The following is a 17611-nucleotide window of genomic DNA, read 5'->3' on the forward strand; positions in this document are numbered from 1 at the left end:
GCTCAGCGAGCGGGAAGCTGGGCCACGCTGGCTTCGTCGCGTGCGGACAGGGTGTCCGCGCGGGCGAAGAGGCCGTCGACTTCCGAATAGAGCGCGTCCACGCGCTCCGGGAGCCGGGCCGCGGGCAGCACGCCGTCGCCGGACACTTCCTCCAGGCGCGCGTGGGCCCGCTGCAGCAACTGGAGCGCCTTCAGCAGGGAGAGGCCGCGGCGCGTGCCCTCCTCGGTGAAGAGGGTGCCGCTCTGCGTCAAAGTCTCGAGCGTGGTACGCACGAAGCGCACGCGGTCCGTGTGCCGGCCACGGTAGAGGTCCAGGCGCTTGGCGCGCCGCGCGTGGTGCAGATTGACCACGCCGCCAGGGCTTGAGGAAGAGGGGGGCATCACGGGGAGCAAGGTACGACACCGCCTCGTAGACCCGCAAATTTACTGGACTGTAGGGACCTGTTGCACGTCCGTCCGCACCCTTGTCTTGGGAGGGAGCGAGGGTTAGGTTCGCCGCCCTTTCGCACCCGCACCCCAGGGGTTTCGCCATGTTCCAGAAGCTGCTCATCGCCAACCGGGGAGAGATTGCCCGCCGCATCGGCGTGGTGGCCCGGGGCATGGGGCTCAAGACGGTCGCCGTTTATTCGGACGCGGACGCCGAGCTGCCCTTCGTGAAAGAGGCCGACGAGGCGGTGCGCATCGGCCCCGCCCCGGCCAAGGACAGCTACCTCAACACCGCCGCCATCCTGGAAGCCGCGAAGCAGACGGGGGCGCAGGCCATCCACCCGGGCTACGGCTTCCTGTCGGAGAACGGCGAGTTCGCCCAGGCCTGCGCGGACGCGGGGCTCATCTTCGTGGGACCGCCGCCGGAGGCCATGGCGCGGATGAAGGACAAGAGCCAGGCCCGCAAGCTGGTGTCCGCCGCGGGGGTTCCCGTGGTGCCCGGCAGCGAGGGCGTGGTGCCCGACGTGGCCAGCGCGCTGGCGGAGGCCGAGCGCATCGGCTACCCGGTGCTCGTCAAGGCGGCCAGCGGCGGCGGCGGCATTGGCATGGCGGTGGCCAGGAACCCCGCGGAGATGGAGAAGGTCTACCGCCAGTGCACGGACCGGGCGAAGGCCGCCTTCGGCAAGGAAGGCGTGTACGTGGAGCGCTACTTCCCGGCGCCCCGGCACATCGAGGTCCAGATTCTGGGGGACCAGCACGGCCACCTCATCCACTGCCTGGAGCGGGAATGTTCCATCCAGCGGCGCCACCAGAAGGTGGTGGAGGAAGCCCCCTCCGTGCTGTTCGCGGACGGACGCAACCCGGAGCTGGCGCAGAAGCTCTTCACGGCCGCGGTGGCCGCGGCGAAGGCCTTCGGCTACGCCAACGCCGGCACGGTGGAGTTCCTTTACTCGGACGGTGAGGTCTACTTCATCGAGATGAACGCCCGCCTCCAGGTGGAGCACCCGGTGACGGAGCTGACCACGGGGCTGGACCTCATCGGCTGGCAGCTGCGCATCGCCGCGGGCGAGCGCCTCACGGTGAAGCAGGAGGACGTGAAGCGGCGCGGGGCGGCGCTGGAGTTCCGCATCTACGCCGAGGACCCGGTGAAGTTCTTCCCGTCTCCCGGGCCGCTGAAGGTGTTCCAGCCGCCCACGGGCGAGGGCGTCCGGCTGGACGCGGGCTACGGCGAGGGCAACACCGTGACGCCCAACTACGACCCGATGATTGCCAAGCTCATCGTCACCGGTGAGACACGGGCGCAGGCGATTGAGCGCTCCGTGACGGCGCTCCAGTCGTTCCGCATCGAAGGCATCAAGACGAACATCCCGCTCCACCTGCGCATCGTGCAGGATGCGGCCTTCCAGGCCGGCGAGCTGGACACGCACTTCCTGGAGCACCACGCCAAGCCGGCGTAGCGGGGCCCGCTCCAGCCCCAACCACCCCTGAGGAGGCACGGATTCATGGCGGACGTAGCGGCGCACATCACCGGCACGGTGTGGAAGATTGAGGTTCAGGTCGGCCAGCAGGTCAACGCGGGCGACACGCTCGTCATCCTCGAATCCATGAAGATGGAGATGCCCGTGGAGGCAGAGGATGGCGGGACGGTGAAGGAGATTCGGGTGAAGGAGGCGCAGTCGGTCAACGAGGGCGATGTCCTCGTGGTGCTCGGCTAGCAGTGGAGCCCGTCGTCGCGACAGGCGCTTCGCTGAACGTCGAGGACCGCGACGACGGGGTCCGGGTGTTGACGCTGTCCAACCCGGCCCGCCGCAACGCGCTCGATGACGGCCTTCTGGCGCGGCTGGACGCGGCGCTGGAGCCCGCCCCGCATGTGCGCGCCTTGCTGGTGCGCGGCGCGGGCGGGGCTTTCTGTTCCGGCTATGACTTGACGCACCTGGGCCCCCCGGGCGCGGACGGACGGCTGCCGGATGACTTGCTGGTGGAGTGCCTGCTGAAGTTGGAGTCCCACCCCGCGCCCAGTGTGGCGCTGGTGGAGGGCCCCGCGGTGGGGGCCGGCTTCGACCTGGCGGCCTCGTGCGACTTCCGCATCGGCACGCCCAACGCCGTCTTCCTCATGCCCCCCGCGCGCCTGGGCATCGTCTACTCCCCGGAGGGGCTTGCCCGGACCGCGCGGCTGGTGGGCGTGGCGCGCGCCAAGCAGCTCTTCCTGGCTGCGCGGAAGCTGAGCGCGCGGGAGGCGCTGGAGTGGGGGCTGCTGGATGACTGCCTGGCGGACGCGGAGGCGCGCGCGCTGGCGCTGTGCGCCACCCTGGCAAGCCATGCACCGCTGGCGGTGTCGGGGATGAAGGAGTCCTTCGGGCGTCTGGCTCGGGCCCCGTTGGAGGAGGCAGACCGGGCGCGGCTGCGCGGCTTGCGCGCGGCGGCCTTCGGGAGCGAGGACGCGAAGGAGGGGCGGGCGGCCTTCCTTGAAAAGCGCCCGCCCCGCTTCTCCGGCCGCTAGTCAGGGCGGCCGGCGGGGCACTGCCACGGCGACATCAGGTATCGCCGAAGAGCTCGCCCATGCGCAGCTGCAGCGCCGAGGCAATCTTGTACAGCGAGGAGATGGAGGCGGAGGACTCCGCGCGCTCAATCTGCGACAGCAGCGACACCGACAGGCCCGTGCGCCGCGCCAGCTGCTTGAGCGTGAGCTCCTGCGTCTTGCGTGCGTCGCGGATGGTGCGGCCAATGGCGCGGTGCAGGTCCGCCTCCGGGTCCTGGGACAAGCCCTTCTTCTGGAGGGCGTTGCGGACCGCGGTGATGAACTGCTCCGGCTCCATGGGCTTCTTGACGTAGTCGGAAGCCTGCGCCTTGAGCGAGGCCACCGCCGTGTCCACCGTGGGGTACGCGGTGGCGACGATGACGGCCACGTCCGTGTCGTACTTGCGAATCTGCTCCAGCACCTCGGTGCCCGACATCTGCGGCATCATCATGTCGAGGATGACGAGGTGGAAGTCGGAGCCCCGGAGGATTTCCACCGTCTGGGTGGGGTCCGTCGTGGTCACGACCTCGTAGCCTTCACGGGTCAGGACCAGCTTGAGGTAGTCGCAGTTGTCCTGCTCATCATCAACTACCAGGATGCGAATCTGCACAGCGTCTCCTCGCTGCAGTTCAGTGCCATGGGACCGGAATACCCCCGGGGGGCGAGGGTGATTCCGGCAGACCACTACTTCTTGGGATTCTCGTAACTCTCGACCAAACCCTTCACGCGCTCGTAGTACGCGTGATTGGGCGCAAGTTCCAGGAATCGCTTGTAGTGAACCGCGCCCTTCTCGGGCTGGTTGTCATTCGCGTAGGCGGACCCGAGGTAGAGGTGGCACTCGGCGCGGGTGGGTTCCAGGTCGAGGCACTTGTTCAACTGCTCGATGGCCTGCCGGTAGCGCAGACCCTTGATGTGCTCGAAGCCGTCCGCCTGGGCCTTGGCCGCCGCGGACTGCGCGGCGGGCGGCGCCTTCTCCGTGCCGGAGGTGGGAACCGCGACGGGCGGAGCCGCCTTCTTCTGGGCCTCGGCGACCTGCGTCTTCAGCGCCGCATACTCCTTGGCGAACGCCTTGGTGGCGGCGCTCTCGCGCAGGGCTTCCTCGGCCTCCGGCAGCTTGCCGTCGCCCAGGGCCTTGCGGACGTCGTCGAGCCGCCGCTTCATCAACTGCTCGGCGCGCGCCTCGTCGAGCCGGGTCTCCACGTCACGGGGGCGCTGGCCGTTGGCATCCTTGATGCGCTCCAGCGCGTCCACGGCCGTGTCGAAGTCACGCGCCGCAATCGCCTTGTCAGCGACCGCGCGCTGCTCCTCCATGGAGGGGCCACGTGGGGGCGGAGGCGTTTCAGGCGTCTGCGCCGCCGCCGTCGTGGGCGGGGTGTCGTTGGCCGCGGCCTGTTCCTCGATGGTCGGCCGAGGAGCCTCGTCGAGAGGGGGCGTGGGCGTCTGCGCGATGACGGGGGGCGCCGTCGGCTGGGTGCCCTGCTGGTTCATGTACCAGAAGGCGCCGCCGCCTCCGCCGAGCAGCAGGGCTGCGAGGCTCGCCACCAGGGGCAGCTTCGAGCGCGAGCCGCCACCCGCGGCCACGTCGTCCGACGCGTCACCGGCGCTGACGAAGCGCAGCTTCACGTGCCCCAGTTCGATGACGTCACCGGTGGCGAGCGTGGCCTGTGCGTAGCTCTCACCGTTGACCGTCATCCCGTTGGCGGACTGCATGTCGATGACGCGCCACTCGCCCGCGTCCTCGCGGACGAGCTTGGCGTGGGTGCGCGACAGCGACCGATGATCCAAGGTGATGTCGTTGTCGTCGGTGCGGCCGATCCGCAGCTCCGTGCGGATGCAGGCGAACTCCTGGCCCTTGAGCTCGTCCGGGGACAGCACGAGCAGGCGGGGAGCGTCCTCGGCAGCCACGTCCAGCACCTTGCGCGGCCGATCCGCCTCCACCTGGTCCAACCGGATGATGGAGGTGGAGTGACGGCGCGCGTCCGCGGCGCTGAGGGAGGGCGGGGTGTGCTCGCTCTCCTCCGGCTCGTCGTCGTCGGAGTCGTCCTCCTCCGGCTCGGGCTCCGGCCGGCGGGCGGGCACTTTGGTGGTGATGGGGCCTACGGCATTGGCCACGCCCTCGGCTTGGAGCGCGAGGTCGTAGTCGCCAATCTGGACCAGGTCACCCTCTTTCAGGGGCGACTGACCCGCGATTCGCTCGCCGTTGATCCGGGTGCCGTTATAGCTCCCCAGGTCTTCCACTACGACGTGGCCATTGAGTCGTACCAATCGTGCGTGACGGCGAGACACATTCCGTTCCGTCAGGCGGATGGTGTTTCCCTCCTGACGGCCGATGGTGATCTCGTCACGCACGAAGGGAACAACGGTCTTGCGCCCCTCGTCGTCTTCGATGATGAGCTTCAGCACGGGTCCGATCCGCGTACAGTCATAGCAGAACGGCCTTTCCCTGTACAAGCCATGTATCCCCCTCAAAAGACACGACTTTCTCCCGAGGAAGAGGGGCAGGCGAGGCTGTTGTCCATCGGTCAATCGGCCGGTGGAATGCGACTTGGGGGGGCGCCCTGGCTCACGTTGATCCTCGCTACCGTGCTGGTGGGCATCCACGGCGCGGCGCGAGCCGCGGGGCCGGTGGGGCTGGACACGCTGCTGCGGTGGGGCGCGAAGGCGGGGCCTCTAGTGGTGGACGCGGGCCAGGTCTGGCGGCTCGTCACCGCCCACTTCCTGCACCGGGACTTCCTCCACCTGGCGCTCAATGTCCTGGTGCTGTTGGCGGCGGGAAGCGGCCTGGAGCGCCTGTGCCGGCGCCGGGACTACGCGGCGCTGCTGGTGGCGGGGGGGCTGGCCACCATGGCGGGCTCGCTCGGCAGCTCCGGGGCGGTGAGCGTGGGGGCCTCTGGGCTCGTGTACACCTGTCTAGGGGCGCTGCTTGTCCTGGGCCGGCGTCACCGGGCGAAGTTGCCGGCGCGGTGGATGTCCAGCGAGGCCGCGGTGCCCACGGTGCTCGTCTTCCTATGGATGGGGTGGACGTCGGTGGGCGTGGACAACGCGGGGCACCTGGGCGGATTGCTCGCGGGGCTGCTGGCCGGCGTCTTCCTGGAGCCGCGCTGGCGCCCGGACACGGGCTGGCTGCGCCCGATGGGAATGGTGGTGGCGGCGGTGGTGCTGACGGGGGGCGTGGTGGCGGAGCGCTCCGTCTGGCGCACGGAGCGAGATGACGGCTTTGGCATCTCCGTGGCCCTGCCGCGCGACTGGCGGGGCGACGTGGACGGGCAGGGCCGGTGGGCCTTCTCCAACGGACTGCCGGGGCGTGGCCGCGCGACCTTCTCAGTGGAGGCCATCGAGACAGGAGAGCCAGGAGACGGCTCGGTCCAGGCGGGGCAGTTCCAGCAGGAGGTGCTGGTGCAGGGCGCTCCGAGCCCCGAGGGGCGGATGCTGAAGGTGACGGGGCCGGCGGCGGCGCGCGTGGGCGGGCGGATCGCGCAGCGGCTGCATGCGGAGTTGGAGGGGCCAGGGGGGCCCACTCATCTGATGGCGCTCTTCGTGCCACGGGGGGAGTGGGTGTACCGGCTGGTATTCACCTGGCCCGCGGTGTACCCCGCCTACCGCGAGGTGGTGGACCGGATGGTGGCGGAGGTGCGCTTCGACGAACCGTCCGTCCTGCGCGAGGCGCGGGCTAAAGCGCTGCTCGTTCCGGGGGCGCCGGGACCGCTGCGGGCATTGGGCGGAGTGCTGCGCCGTCTGGGCCTTCCCAAGGAAGCAGTGACGCCGTTGAGCGAGTCCGTGCGGTTGGCGCCCGCTCATGTGGAGACGCGTGTCGAGCTGTCGCGCGCGCTCCTGGAGGCATCGCGGGTGGAGGAAGGGTGTCACGCCGCCGCGGAGGCGCGGGTGTACGGGCCTTGGGACACGGGCGCGTTGGAGGCGGGTGTGCGCTGTGAGCTGTCACGCGGCAACGTCGCGCGGGCCCTGGAGCGCTTGGTGGAAGCGCGCCGGGTGGACCCTCAGGATGCCCGGCTGCGCGCTGCGGAGCTCGCGCTGCGGACGGTGCTGGAGGCTGCGCCGCACCGCTGAAAATCAGGCCGGAAAATGTAGGTGAAACTCCCGAGAATCATCGCAGACAGCCCCAATGTAGGCCAGTGGCACACGCAGAGGGGGGACACCATGATGAGGATTTTTGGAAAGTCGACCGTTTCGCCCAGCAAGCCGCCCGTCAACCTGGGCGCCACAGGGGTGGAAATCGGGGACCGGACAGTCAACGCACTTCAGCTCGGAGCGACCGGCGCGAAGAGCGTGGGAGGCAAGAGCGGGACTTCGGAGCAGGTCCAGACGCCGCCGCACTCGGTGATGAGCCAGGTGGGCAGCATGTCCGGCACGGCGAACAACGCCATCAACGTGGCGGACACCTTCGAGTCGGGCGTCCGCGTCATCAAGGATGGGCTGCAGGGCAACATGCCTTCGTCGATGCCCTCGACGACCGTCGCGAAGACGGTGGGCAAGGCCGTGCCGCTCCTGAACGTCTTCGGTGCGCTGTCCTCGTTGTCCAACACGCGGGATGTGTTCACCAACCCTACGTCCACGCCGTCGCAGAAGGCGCACGCGGTCATCGACTCGGCGACCTCCGTTCTCTCCGCGGTGCCTTACCCGCCTGTGGCGCTGGGGGCGACGCTCGTGAACGTGTTGAACGGCGCCGTCACGCCGACAGAGCCGAAGTGAGCCAGCGCCGGGCGCTTCTTGGGGGGAGCGCCCGGGCGCCGGGCTTCAGTCCTCGTCCTTGAGCAGGAAGTCGTTGTTCGCATCATCGGGCGCCGAAAACGCGGACCGCGAGCCCGACGTTCGCGGTCCACTCACTGCGCCGGGCCAGCCCCGCGTCCCGGTGGACATAGGCCCCGCTCAACTGGAGCACCACGGGCTGGTCCGCCACCGCGAGCACGACGCGCTCCAGGCCCACGTCCGTCCTGGCGCGGAAGTACAGCCCTCGCTCGATTCCGATGCTCCAGCCCGCGAGCCCCGATGCTCGCAGGGCCCACAGTCCGTCCCGTGACTCCAGGCCCGCGTCGAACATCAGCTCGGTGAAGGGCGCCACCGTGTGCGAGACGCCCTCCCGGGAACGCCGCACTGCGTGCCCGGCGACGGGCCCCACGCCGAACCACACCCGCTCCGTCTCCGCGCGAATCGGGTCCAGCAGCAGGCCCAGCCGTCCCGTTTCCAAGGTCCAACCGGGGCCCTCCCAGACGCGGCGCTCCAGGTGCCCCAGTCGCAGCGCCACCGTCACGTCGAAGGGGAAGGGAATGCGCGCCGGCCGCGCCGTGGGCACCAGGATGAAGCCTTCCTCCAGGTGTCGGCGCAGCGTCCCGTCATACGCGGTGAAGGTGAGCCCACGCTGCTCCCCATCCCACGCGTCCAGACCGAGCAGCCGGTGGTTGTTGAACCAGGGCGAGCCCTTGCTCCGGCTGCTGCGTCCGCTTCGGATGTGCACGCCCGTGCGCACCGCCTGCGCCATCGCCGAGCCGCTGAGTCGCATGCGCGTGCCCACCACGAACCCGTCGCCGGGGTCGAAGCAGATGGGGTAGCGCTCACCGCGTTCGTCCAGGGCCACGCAGGCGTCGTCATCGGGCACGCCCCTCGGCACGTCCGCAGCGGTGGCCAGGAGCAGCGCCAGTCCGAGCATCAGCATGGAGGCCTACTCCTTCACGGACGTGGCCATGGGCGCGGAGCGGCGCGCGGGAGCCCAGAGGGAGAAGCGCAGGCCCGCGGACGCGGACCATTCCCACTGCTCGGGGACGCCCGTGATGTCGCCACGCTTCATGCCGCGGCCATCCACGAGCAGGCTCAACGGCTGGTCGTTGATGGCCAGGATGATGACCTCGTAGCCGGCCTGGAGCCGCAGCCGCTCCGGCCTCAGCGGGCGGCCCGCGACGGCCGGGGCCAGCAACACCTTCTCCGCCTCCACCCCCAGCCGCAGGTGGTGGAAGCCGTCCCGGTCCAGCGTCAGGTCTGCTTCGAGCGCCGCGCCGGGGACGAAGGTGTTGAAGCCATTCGCGTAGTCCCGCTCGAAGGATGGACCGGCGCGCACGCGCACATAGGACACCAGGTCCTTCGAATGCCACAGGTCCACCGTGGCGTGGAGCGTGCCCCAGGTGAGGAAGCGCCCCACTTCGCCGCCGCGTTCGAGCTCCTCCACGCGGAGCGTCTCCATCCACAAGCCCAGGTTGAGGTGGAGGTCATGCCGCCGCGGCTTGCCGAAGAAGGTCGTCACGCGGAAGAGCGGGTCGTCGCGCTCGACGCTGAAGTCGTAACGCGCCGCCGTCAGGTCGAGCGAGGGCACGCCCAGGTGCAGCTCCGTTTCCAGGAAGCGGAGCCGGTGCAGCCGCTTCCCCCGTTGGGACGGTGCCTCCACCGCGATGCCGAAGTCGGCGCGCATGCGGCCCTGCACCTGGCCGTCATGCCACAGAGGCGCCCATGCGCCTCCGAGCCAGACGCGCCGGTTCAGGTCGAAGTTGAACTGCATCACCCGCCCGCGCTCGTCGCGGTACCAGCCGGGTGGGGCCGCCGCGCGGGCCAGCTCCATTCGATAACCCTTCACCCGCTCCGCCGTTTCCTCATCGAACGCGATGGAGCAGGTCGTCACCCGCGCTTGCAGCCGGTCCGTCTCCACGCCCTCGGCGTCCAGCTCCCTCAACGGGGACACCCGGCACACCTGAGCGGTGTCGTCACACTGGGCCCGCCACTCGCCGGAGGGAACGTTCTTCGTCGGTGGCAGCCGCAAGCACACCGTAGGGGCGTGCCAGTCCTGGGCTGGAAGCGGGGTGGTGGGCGGGTGAAGGACGGGGGCCTCGTTCCCTGGCTGCGCGAGCAAGAGGGCGCAAGCCAGGGACACTGCGGGGGCGAGCATGATGTCTCCTCGGCGGCCATTTCCCGTCGGTCTCGGGAAGCACCGCCGGCCCCGGGCGTTTCAAGCGCCGTGCCTCTGCCAAGGAGCCGTGCTTTCGCGGGGTTGGCGCCCCCGTCGTGTACATCTCCCTGCACAGCGGCGCGCAGTCAGGCTCACGGCGGAGGCCGTTGGCGGTGGTCGACCGGAGGGGGCCGCGGGGATATAACGCCGCGTCCTGCCGAGGGTGGGCCGCCCACCGCCCGGAACGACTCAAGGAGCTTCAGTCCGTGGAGAGCGAAGTCGAACAGCAGCGGGAGCAGACCTTCGCCGAGGCCATCCTCGGCAAGGACTTCTTCCAGGCGAAGTGGGCGAAGCGGTGGCTGGAGTTGTCCCTCAGTCTGCGCGTCGTGACGGCCACGGCGGGCTTCGCGGCCCTGCTCTTCCTTCCCTACCTGGGCGCGGTGGGGCTCTGGGACCCCTGGGAGACGCACTACGGCGAAGTCGCGCGGATGATGATTGTCCGCCAGGACTACGTGTATCCCTTCTGGGAAAGCTCGTGGTTCTTCTCCAAGCCGCCGCTCACGATGTGGATGCAGGCGCTGGGCATGAACGTGGTGGGCGCGGCGAACCCGGGTGGGATGCTGGGCCTCTATACGGAGTGGGGCATGCGGATGCCCTTCGCGCTCCTGAGCATCACCGCGGTGGCGCTGCTGTCACTGGCGGTGGCGCGCGTGGTGTCCCGGCGCGCGGGGTTGGCCACTGGTTTCGTGCTGGCCACCATGCCGCTGTACTTCCTGCTCACGCGGCAGACGGTGACGGACACGCCCTTCGTCACCACCTTCATCTGCGCCATGGCGTGCGCGCTCATCGGCCAACTGGATGCGACGACGAAGCACCGCGCCGCCTGGTGGTACGGCTTCTATTTCTTCGCTGGCCTGTCCGCGCTGGCCAAGGGCCTGCTGGGCGTCGGCCTGCCCGCCGTCATCCTGGTGTTGTACGCGGCCCTGTCCGTCATCCCCTGGGACAGCGACAGCCTGGACGCGCACCTGAAGTGGCTCACGCAGGCCCGCTTCCGCAAGGACGTGCGCGAGGGCCGGCAGCCCATGCCCGTGCTGTGGGGGCAGATGTTCAAGATGCACCTGGGCACGGGCATCCTGGTGTTCTTCGCGGTGGCGGGCCCCTGGTACCTGACGCTGTCCCTCTTCGGCTCCGTGGACGATGAGGGCAAGCTCTTCTGGTACCGCTTCTTCGTCCACGACCACCTCAACCGCCTCACGGCGGGCGTGCACACCACCACGCCGGGTGGCACGTTCATCTACTTCATCGAGCAGGGGGGCTTCGCCATCTTCCCCTGGGTGGCGCTGCTGCCCGGCGCCTTCTCGGTGGTGGCGCGGCTGAAGCTGCGCTCGGAGAAGGCGGCGGACCACCTGGCCATCATCGCGGTGCTGTGGGTGGCCTTCGCCTTCTGGCTGCTGTCGTCCAGCGCCACCAAGTTCCACCACTACGTCTTCCCGGTGCTGCCGGGCGTGGCCGTCCTCCTGGCGCTCTTCATCGACCGGCTGTGGGAGGAGGGCATCTCCGCGCACGCGGTGAGCCTCATCTTCGGGCTCCTGCTCTTCGTCCTGGTGGGGAAGAACATCGCGGAGAACCCGAAGATCTTCACCGACCTGTTCGTCTACAACTACGACCGGACCTATCCGCAGGACCTGGTGACGAAGCCCATCGCGTTCTTCACTTCGCGCCCGCTGTGGACGGGAGATTTGGTGACGCTGGTGCTGCTGGCCTTCGGCGTCTACCTGTCCTTCGACGCCTTCTCCGCGAAGGGGCGGGCCCGGACGACGCCGAGCGCGCGCGCCGTGGCGCTGATGCTGCTCCTGGGCGGCGTGGCGACGCTGGGCGCGGTGAGCGCCCAGGCCCAGGTGTCCGCCAAGGCGCTGGTGGGCGTGGCGGTGCTGGCGGTGGCTGGCTATCTTGCGTGGGAGTCCATGCGGCCGGGCGCGGAAGGCCGCGCGTCGCTCCAGACACTGGCCGGCGTGCTGGCGGTGGTGGGCATCGCGTTTGCGGTGCGGGGCTTCCGCCAGCCGGCGGCGGAGGACTCGCTGCTCAAGGCGCTGTCGGAGCCCGTCAACATCAAGAAGACGCTGGGCTTCACCTTCGCGGTGGCGGGCGGCATGGCGGTGGTGGCGTCGCTGATGCGGGCGCGGGCGATGCTGTTCGGCACCTTCTGGGTGCTCGCGGCGGGCATGGCCCTCTGGTTCAACTGGAACCACTGGGTGGACGTGTCCCACCACTGGACGCAGCGCGACCTCTTCTGGCGCTACTACGCGCAGCGTCAGGCGGGCGAGCCCATCGTCGCGTACATGATGAACTGGCGCGGCGAGACGTTCTACTCGCAGAACACGGTGGAGCAGTACCGCGTGTCGGACGCGAACGCGCGCATGCGCGCCCTGGCGCAGCGGCCGGGTCGTGAGTGGGCCCTGGTGGAGCACAACCGGCTCAACCTGCTGCGCACCGCGGTGGGCTCGGACAAGGTCGTCACGCCGGTGGACCGCGACATCAACAACAAGTTCGTCCTGGTGACCATCGATTGAGCGGCATCCACGTCCAGGACCTGGGCAAGCGCTTCGGAGACCGGGTGGCCGTGGAGGCGTTGTCCTTCCACGTGCGGCCCGGCGAGGTATTCGGCCTGCTGGGGCCCAACGGCGCGGGGAAGACGACCACGGTGCGCATGCTCACGGGGCTGCTTCAGCCCACCGAGGGCGAGGCCACCGTGTGGGGCCACCGGGTGGACCGCGACGGCGAGCCGCTGCGCAAGGTGGTGGGCCTGCTCACCGAGCAGCCCGGCCTCTACGACAGGCTCACCGCGCGGGAGAACCTGCGCTTCTTCATGAAGCTGCATGAGTTGGATGAAGCCGCGGCCTGGCCTCGGGCCCGGCACTACCTGGAGCGCTTCGGGTTGGGTGGGCGCGAGGAGGAGCCGGTGGGCGGCTTCTCCAAGGGGATGCGGCAGAAGCTGGCCATCGTCCGGACGCTGGTGCACGACCCGAAGGTCATCTTCCTGGACGAGCCCACCAGCGGCCTGGATCCGGAGTCGGCGCGCACCGTGCGCGACGCCGTGGCGGAGCTGGCGTCGGAGGGGCGCACCATCGTCCTGTGCTCGCACAACCTGGCGGAGGTGGAGCGCCTGTGTGAGCGCGTGGCGGTGGTGAAGCGCCGCTTGCTGGCCATGGGCCCGGTCCGCGAGCTGCGGCACGCGGGGCAGGCGCTGGAGGTGCGCGTGGAAGGGGAGGCGGAGCGCTTTTGTGTCGCGCTGGCCCAACTGCCCTTCGCGCCCAACGTGCTGGCCGAAGGGCCGAAGCTGCGGGTGATGCTGGCGGACGATGCGCAGGCGCCCGACGTGGTGGCGTGCCTGGTGGGAGCGGGCGCGCGGGTGCACAGCGCGGTGCCCACGCAGCGTCCCCTGGAAGAGGTCTATCTGGAGCTGCTGCGCGAGGGGAGGGGGTAACCCATGGCGTTTCGCCCGAAGCGGGCCCTGGCGGTGTTCTGGAAGGACTTCCTGGACCTGCGAAAGAACGTGGGCCTGCTGGTGTCCATGATGGTGCTCCCGGCCGTCATGGTGCTGGTGCCCATTGGCGTGGTGTGGACGTACGTGCGCACGCCGGACCACGCGGACCTGCGCAGCGTGGCGCTCTTCTACGACCCCACGCTGCCGTTGGGCGCCAGCGCCGCGCGTTTCCTCATCGACAAGACGCTCACCGACTGGTTCGGCATGTTCCTGGTGATGCCGGTGTTCGTGCCCATCCTCATCGCGTCCCAGAGCGTGGCGGGGGAGAAGGAGCGGCGCACGCTGGAGCCGCTCCTGGCCTCTCCCGTGACGGCGGCGGAGTTGGTGACGGGCAAGAGCCTGGCGGCGCTGGTGCCGTCCGTGGCGATTACGTGGACGGCCTTCGTCCTGTTCTGTGTGGGCGTGGACATCGTCGCGTGGCCGCTGGTGAAGATGCCGCTGATGCCCAACGCGCTGTGGACCTTCGGCGTGTTCGTCATCGCACCCCTGTTCGCCTTCTTCGGCAACGGGGTGGCGGTGCTCATCTCCGCCCGGGTGAGTGAGGCGCGCATGGCCCAGCAGTTGTCCGCGCTGGTGGTGCTGCCCATCGTGGGCATGGTGGGGGGGCAGGTGGCGGGCGTGCTCAAGGCGGGCTTCGGCTACTACCTGCTCCAGGGTGCGGTGGTGCTGGTGTTGGACGCCCTCCTGCTGTGGGCCAGTATCCGCCTGTTGGACCGCGAGCGGCTGGTGAGCCGCTGGGGCTAGCGCGGACACCGGCCGTCGCTTTCCAGGGCATCCAACCTGCCGAGCGGCTAGGCTTTCGCCAGTGAAACTGGCATGTTGCGAGCAGGTGCCGGTACGCGAGCGCGCGCGCTTTCGTCCGGGATGCCATGCTCTTAAAAGGGTTGGGGTGGCGGCGCGGGTTGACCGGCTGCCAACGCGGCCACGGAGGCGCTGACGGCAATGGGTATCTTCGACAGCATCAAGGGTGAGGCGAAGCGCAACTTCATCGCCCGGGCGGACTCGGCGAAGGGCGACATCATCTACAAGTATCCGGAGAACAACGTCCGGATGCTGACCCAGCTCACCGTCGATGCGGACGAGGTCGCCCTCTTCGTGAAGGACGGCAAGGTGGAGGGCAAGCTGGGGCCCGGCCGCCACTCGCTGGACACGAACAACATCCCGTTCCTGTCCCGCCTCATCGAAGGCTTCACGGGCGGCAACCTCTTCATCTCCGAAATCTTCTTCGTCTCCACCCGGGAGTTCGCCGGCGTGAAGTTCGGCGGCCCCATCGGTGACGTGCGCGACCCGGAGACGGGCCTGGGCATCGGCACCATGGTGTACGGCGACTTCTCCATCCGCGTGACGGACCCTGAGCGCCTGGTGGTGGGCCTGGTGGGCATGGGCCGCACCGGCAACGACGAGCTGCTCGGCTGGTTCAAGAACCAGGTGCTGAAGGTGACGCGCGACCGCATCGCGGAGCTGCTCGTCAAGAAGCGCTGGCCGCTGCTCGACGTGACGAGCGGCGCGTACACCGAGGAGATCGAGACCGAGGTCATCTCCGGGCTCAAGCCCCACGTGGACGGCTACGGCCTCACCGTGGTGCGGATGGGCAACTTCCACGTCTCCATCAAGGAGGAGGACGAGGCGACGCTGAAGAAGCTGGGCAAGGACGTGGCGTACTCGCGTCTGGCCGGTGGCTTCCAGCAGTACGCGCAGGGCCAGGCGATGCTCGGCGCGGCCGAGGGCATGGCCAAGGGCGGTGACGGCGGTGGGGGTGCGGGCAACGCGCTGGGCGGCATGGGCATGGGCATGGGCTTCGGCATGGCCCAGCAGTTCATGAACCAGCAGCAGCACCAGCAGCGGCCTCCGGAGCCCGCGCCCGCGGCGCCCCCGGCGGACACGCGCAGCCCGGCGCAGCGCCTGAAGGAAATCAAGGAGCTGAAGGACGCGGGCGTCCTCAGTGACGAGGAGTACAATGCGAAGCGCGCGGAGCTGATGAAGCTCCTGTAGTTCCCTTCGTGTACCCCTGCGGTACCCAGAGCCTCCGTCCGACACCGGGCGGGGGCTCTCGTGTTTTCCCTGACATGCCCTGGGGCTGGATGGACCTCAAACGTTCCCTGCGCTACATAGGGGGCGCCGCGGTCGTCGTGCGATGTGCGTTTCAGGGCGCCCCACCAGGGGCCTCAGATGGCGCGCGCCGTGCACGGGCGCGTGTGGGACGTGTCGCAGGAGGTGCGTATTCCTGCGGGCCGGACGTCCCCGTGCCAGCCAGGCGCTGGCCGCTCGTTCCCAGGGAGACAGGCGTTGATGCCCCTTCGTTTCAAGTCCCGCTCGGCGTTGTTGTGGCTTACCATTTCACTGTCCGCCTGCCGTGAGGATGTTCCGCCGGCGACGGTCGTTCCGCCCATTGAAGACCCGCGGGAAGAGCAGTCCGTTCCGTACGTGTCCATCGATGGCATGGACAATGCGTCCGGCTTCCTGCGGGGCACCATTCAGGGGCAGGGCGACATCAGGGCCGTGGAAGTCCACGTGGACGGCATGCTGCTCGGCTGGGCCGAGGTGAATGGTGACCAGTGGAGCATCCAATGGCTGCCTGGCGCGGCGATGCACTCCATCGAGGTGGTGGCCCATGACGGCTCGGGCACTCCGGCCCGCGCGTCGCTGGCGCTCCAGCCGTTGGACTTCGCCACGCCGCATTCGCTCTACCAGCCCCCGTCCCTGCTGACGCTGCCCACGAGCGAGTCCGCGACGACGCGCTACACGCTGGATGGCTCGACGCCGACGGCCAACTCGCCCATCTACACCTCGCCGTTGGTCCTGATGCGTTCACAGGGCGAGCCCGCGCCCCTGTCCCTCATCCCCACGAATCCGCCGGAGACGCCGGTGGAGTGGCGATGGCTGCCGCCTCGCGGGCCGGTGGGCCGCGCCGCCGTGGTGCGGTTCCAGCAGTTCCAGGACGCCACGCCTGTGGGCGCTTCCGGCACGCGGAGCTATCTCATCGACAAGTCACATGGTTCGTTGCCGGTGCTGTCCCTGACGGTGGACGCGGAACACTTCTTTGGCTTCGAGCACGGCATCTACGTCCCCGGACGGATTCACGCGGAAGACCCCATGCCGGACTTGATGTGGGGCAACGGCAACTATCACCAGAGTGGCAAGGACTGGGAGCGCCCCCTCCACGTGGAGTGGTTCGAAGTGGAAGGCCAGCCGGTGATTTCGCAGGGGGCGGGCGTGCGCATCCACGGCTCGGGCAGCGCGGCGCTGCCGCACAAGAGCCTGCGCCTGTACGCGAAGGAGGACTACGGGCCGAAGACGTTCCGCGCGGCGGTGTTCCCCGACAAGGCGCTGGATGAATACACGCGGCTCATCGTCCGCACGTCGGGCCAGGACCTGCTGTACTCCAAGATTCGCGACTGCGCGCTCCAGGGACTGCTGCGGGAGACGGCGCTGCACCTGCAGGCCTGCCGCCCCACGGTCCTGTACCTCAACGGCGAGTACTGGGGCCTGCACGAGCTGCGCGAGCGGTATGACGAGTACTACCTCGCGTCGCGCCACGGCATCGACCGCAAGAAGGTGGCCATCCTGGAGTTGGACGGGATGCTCGACACCGGCGAGGAAGGCGACGAGTCGCACTACCTGGCGCTGCTGGACTTCGTCCGGAACAACGACCTCTCGCTGCCGGAGAACCTGGCCCACGTGGAGTCGATGATGGATGTGGACGACTTCATCGACTATCAAATCGCGGAGATCTTCTTCGCGAACACGGACTGGCCCCACAACAACGTCAAGTTCTGGCGCTACGTCCAGCCGGAGTCCGGCGGGGCCGCGGCGAAGGACGGCCGCTGGCGCTGGCTGCTCTACGACCTGGACAACGCCTTCCTCGGCGACCCGGGCTACGACACGCTGGCCCGGGTGATGACGGACGAGGCACTCCCAGAGTGGTCCGTGCTGCTCATCCGCCAGCTGATGACGAACGCGGACTTCAAGAGCCGCTTCGTGTCGCGCTTCCAGTGGCACCTGGACAACACCTTCCGCGAGGAGCGCGTGACGGCGCAGTTGGAGTCGCTGGCCGACCTGGTCGCCGCGGAGATTCCCGCGCACATCGAGCGTTGGGGCTATCCGGTGTCCGTGGAGTCGTGGCGCTACTACGTGGACGCGATGCGTGACTTCGCCACGCAGCGGCCCACGCACGTGCGCCAGCATCTGGAAGCGAGCTTCGGTCCTTTCTAGGGCGCCGGCGCGGGCGGGGCGGGGGG

General features: G+C 69.1%; 15 protein-coding genes. 10 read left to right on the top strand and 5 right to left on the bottom strand.

The annotated features are described in order from the left end of the window. Positions 1–2 precede the first annotated feature (2 nt). A complete protein-coding gene (locus tag F8M74_RS18225) occupies positions 3–392 on the bottom strand; it encodes a hypothetical protein (protein WP_141254397.1) in 390 nt (129 codons plus the stop codon). Positions 393–529: 137 nt separating this feature from the next. Between F8M74_RS18225 and F8M74_RS18230 the strand changes: the two genes are divergently transcribed. Genes F8M74_RS18230 through F8M74_RS18240 form a run of 3 tightly spaced genes read left to right on the top strand, consistent with a single transcriptional unit; the run spans position 530 to position 2925 of the window. Further along, positions 530–1882 carry an acetyl/propionyl/methylcrotonyl-CoA carboxylase subunit alpha gene (locus F8M74_RS18230; protein WP_140794629.1) on the top strand — a complete coding sequence of 451 codons (1353 nt, stop codon included), beginning with the start codon at positions 530–532 and terminating at the stop codon, positions 1880–1882. 45 nt (positions 1883–1927) lie between these two features. After that, positions 1928–2140 carry a biotin/lipoyl-binding carrier protein gene (locus F8M74_RS18235; protein WP_011555548.1) on the top strand — a complete coding sequence of 71 codons (213 nt, stop codon included), beginning with the start codon at positions 1928–1930 and terminating at the stop codon, positions 2138–2140. A 2-nt stretch (positions 2141–2142) separates the two neighbouring features. Then, positions 2143–2925, top strand: coding sequence for an enoyl-CoA hydratase/isomerase family protein (locus tag F8M74_RS18240; RefSeq protein WP_141254398.1), 783 nt, complete (start codon positions 2143–2145; stop codon positions 2923–2925). A 34-nt stretch (positions 2926–2959) separates the two neighbouring features. Here F8M74_RS18240 and F8M74_RS18245 read toward each other — a convergent pair whose 3' ends face one another. Together F8M74_RS18245 and F8M74_RS18250 are read right to left on the bottom strand one after the other, a co-directional pair. Next, complete coding sequence (locus F8M74_RS18245; protein ID WP_002634367.1) at positions 2960–3553, bottom strand: response regulator; 594 nt, start codon at positions 3551–3553, stop codon at positions 2960–2962. A 74-nt stretch (positions 3554–3627) separates the two neighbouring features. After that, the gene (locus tag F8M74_RS18250; protein ID WP_141254399.1) at positions 3628–5346 is read right to left on the bottom strand and encodes an FHA domain-containing protein; all 1719 of its coding nucleotides are present in this window, start codon (positions 5344–5346) and stop codon (positions 3628–3630) included. Positions 5347–5481: 135 nt separating this feature from the next. Here F8M74_RS18250 and F8M74_RS18255 point away from each other — a divergent pair, with 135 nt between their 5' ends. Together F8M74_RS18255 and F8M74_RS18260 are read left to right on the top strand one after the other, a co-directional pair. Continuing rightward, positions 5482–7008, top strand: a complete 1527-nt coding sequence (locus tag F8M74_RS18255; protein WP_141254400.1) for a rhomboid family intramembrane serine protease — start codon at positions 5482–5484, stop codon at positions 7006–7008. Between the two features lie 90 nt (positions 7009–7098). After that, positions 7099–7650, top strand: a complete 552-nt coding sequence (locus tag F8M74_RS18260) for a hypothetical protein (RefSeq protein WP_141254401.1) — start codon at positions 7099–7101, stop codon at positions 7648–7650. Positions 7651–7732: 82 nt separating this feature from the next. On the opposite strand, the gene F8M74_RS18265 is transcribed toward F8M74_RS18260, so the two are convergent. Both F8M74_RS18265 and F8M74_RS18270 read right to left on the bottom strand, forming a co-directional pair. Then, a complete protein-coding gene (locus F8M74_RS18265) occupies positions 7733–8611 on the bottom strand; it encodes a hypothetical protein (RefSeq protein WP_141254402.1) in 879 nt (292 codons plus the stop codon). Between the two features lie 6 nt (positions 8612–8617). Then, complete coding sequence (locus F8M74_RS18270) at positions 8618–9829, bottom strand: hypothetical protein (protein WP_141254403.1); 1212 nt, start codon at positions 9827–9829, stop codon at positions 8618–8620. Positions 9830–10095: 266 nt separating this feature from the next. Between F8M74_RS18270 and F8M74_RS18275 the strand changes: the two genes are divergently transcribed. The 5 genes from F8M74_RS18275 (at position 10096) to F8M74_RS18295 (ending at position 17585) form a co-directional block, all read left to right on the top strand. Further along, entirely contained in the window at positions 10096–12399 is a 2304-nt protein-coding gene (locus F8M74_RS18275) for a glycosyltransferase family 39 protein (protein ID WP_141254404.1), read from the top strand. Beyond that, positions 12396–13313: an ABC transporter ATP-binding protein gene (locus tag F8M74_RS18280; protein WP_090490174.1), complete on the top strand. Its 918-nt coding sequence runs from the start codon at positions 12396–12398 to the stop codon at positions 13311–13313. The genes F8M74_RS18275 and F8M74_RS18280 overlap by 4 nt, the downstream gene beginning before the upstream one ends. Before the next feature lie 3 nt (positions 13314–13316). Continuing rightward, on the top strand, positions 13317–14117 hold the full coding sequence (locus F8M74_RS18285; RefSeq protein ID WP_011555537.1) for an ABC transporter permease subunit: 801 nt from the start codon (positions 13317–13319) through the stop codon (positions 14115–14117). 198 nt (positions 14118–14315) lie between these two features. Continuing rightward, on the top strand, positions 14316–15365 hold the full coding sequence (locus tag F8M74_RS18290; protein WP_140865644.1) for an SPFH domain-containing protein: 1050 nt from the start codon (positions 14316–14318) through the stop codon (positions 15363–15365). Positions 15366–15797: 432 nt separating this feature from the next. Then, positions 15798–17585, top strand: a complete 1788-nt coding sequence (locus tag F8M74_RS18295; RefSeq protein ID WP_228559408.1) for a CotH kinase family protein — start codon at positions 15798–15800, stop codon at positions 17583–17585. The last annotated feature ends 26 nt before the right edge of the window (positions 17586–17611 follow it).

It is taken from the genome of Myxococcus sp. CA023, assembly GCF_010998615.1.
Lineage (GTDB): Bacteria > Myxococcota > Myxococcia > Myxococcales > Myxococcaceae > Myxococcus.

What these genes read in the sequence shown, in the direction of transcription:
- F8M74_RS18255 (WP_141254400.1), top strand. Translation starts at nt 5,482, where the DNA reads ATGCGACTTGGGGGGGCGCCCTGGCTCACGTTGATCCTCGCTACCGTG.
- F8M74_RS18270 (WP_141254403.1), bottom strand. Translation starts at nt 9,829, where the DNA reads ATGCTCGCCCCCGCAGTGTCCCTGGCTTGCGCCCTCTTGCTCGCGCAG.
- F8M74_RS18290 (WP_140865644.1), top strand. Translation starts at nt 14,316, where the DNA reads ATGGGTATCTTCGACAGCATCAAGGGTGAGGCGAAGCGCAACTTCATC.
- F8M74_RS18235 (WP_011555548.1), top strand. Translation starts at nt 1,928, where the DNA reads ATGGCGGACGTAGCGGCGCACATCACCGGCACGGTGTGGAAGATTGAG.
- F8M74_RS18265 (WP_141254402.1), bottom strand. Translation starts at nt 8,611, where the DNA reads ATGCTGATGCTCGGACTGGCGCTGCTCCTGGCCACCGCTGCGGACGTG.
- F8M74_RS18285 (WP_011555537.1), top strand. Translation starts at nt 13,317, where the DNA reads ATGGCGTTTCGCCCGAAGCGGGCCCTGGCGGTGTTCTGGAAGGACTTC.
- F8M74_RS18260 (WP_141254401.1), top strand. Translation starts at nt 7,099, where the DNA reads ATGATGAGGATTTTTGGAAAGTCGACCGTTTCGCCCAGCAAGCCGCCC.
- F8M74_RS18230 (WP_140794629.1), top strand. Translation starts at nt 530, where the DNA reads ATGTTCCAGAAGCTGCTCATCGCCAACCGGGGAGAGATTGCCCGCCGC.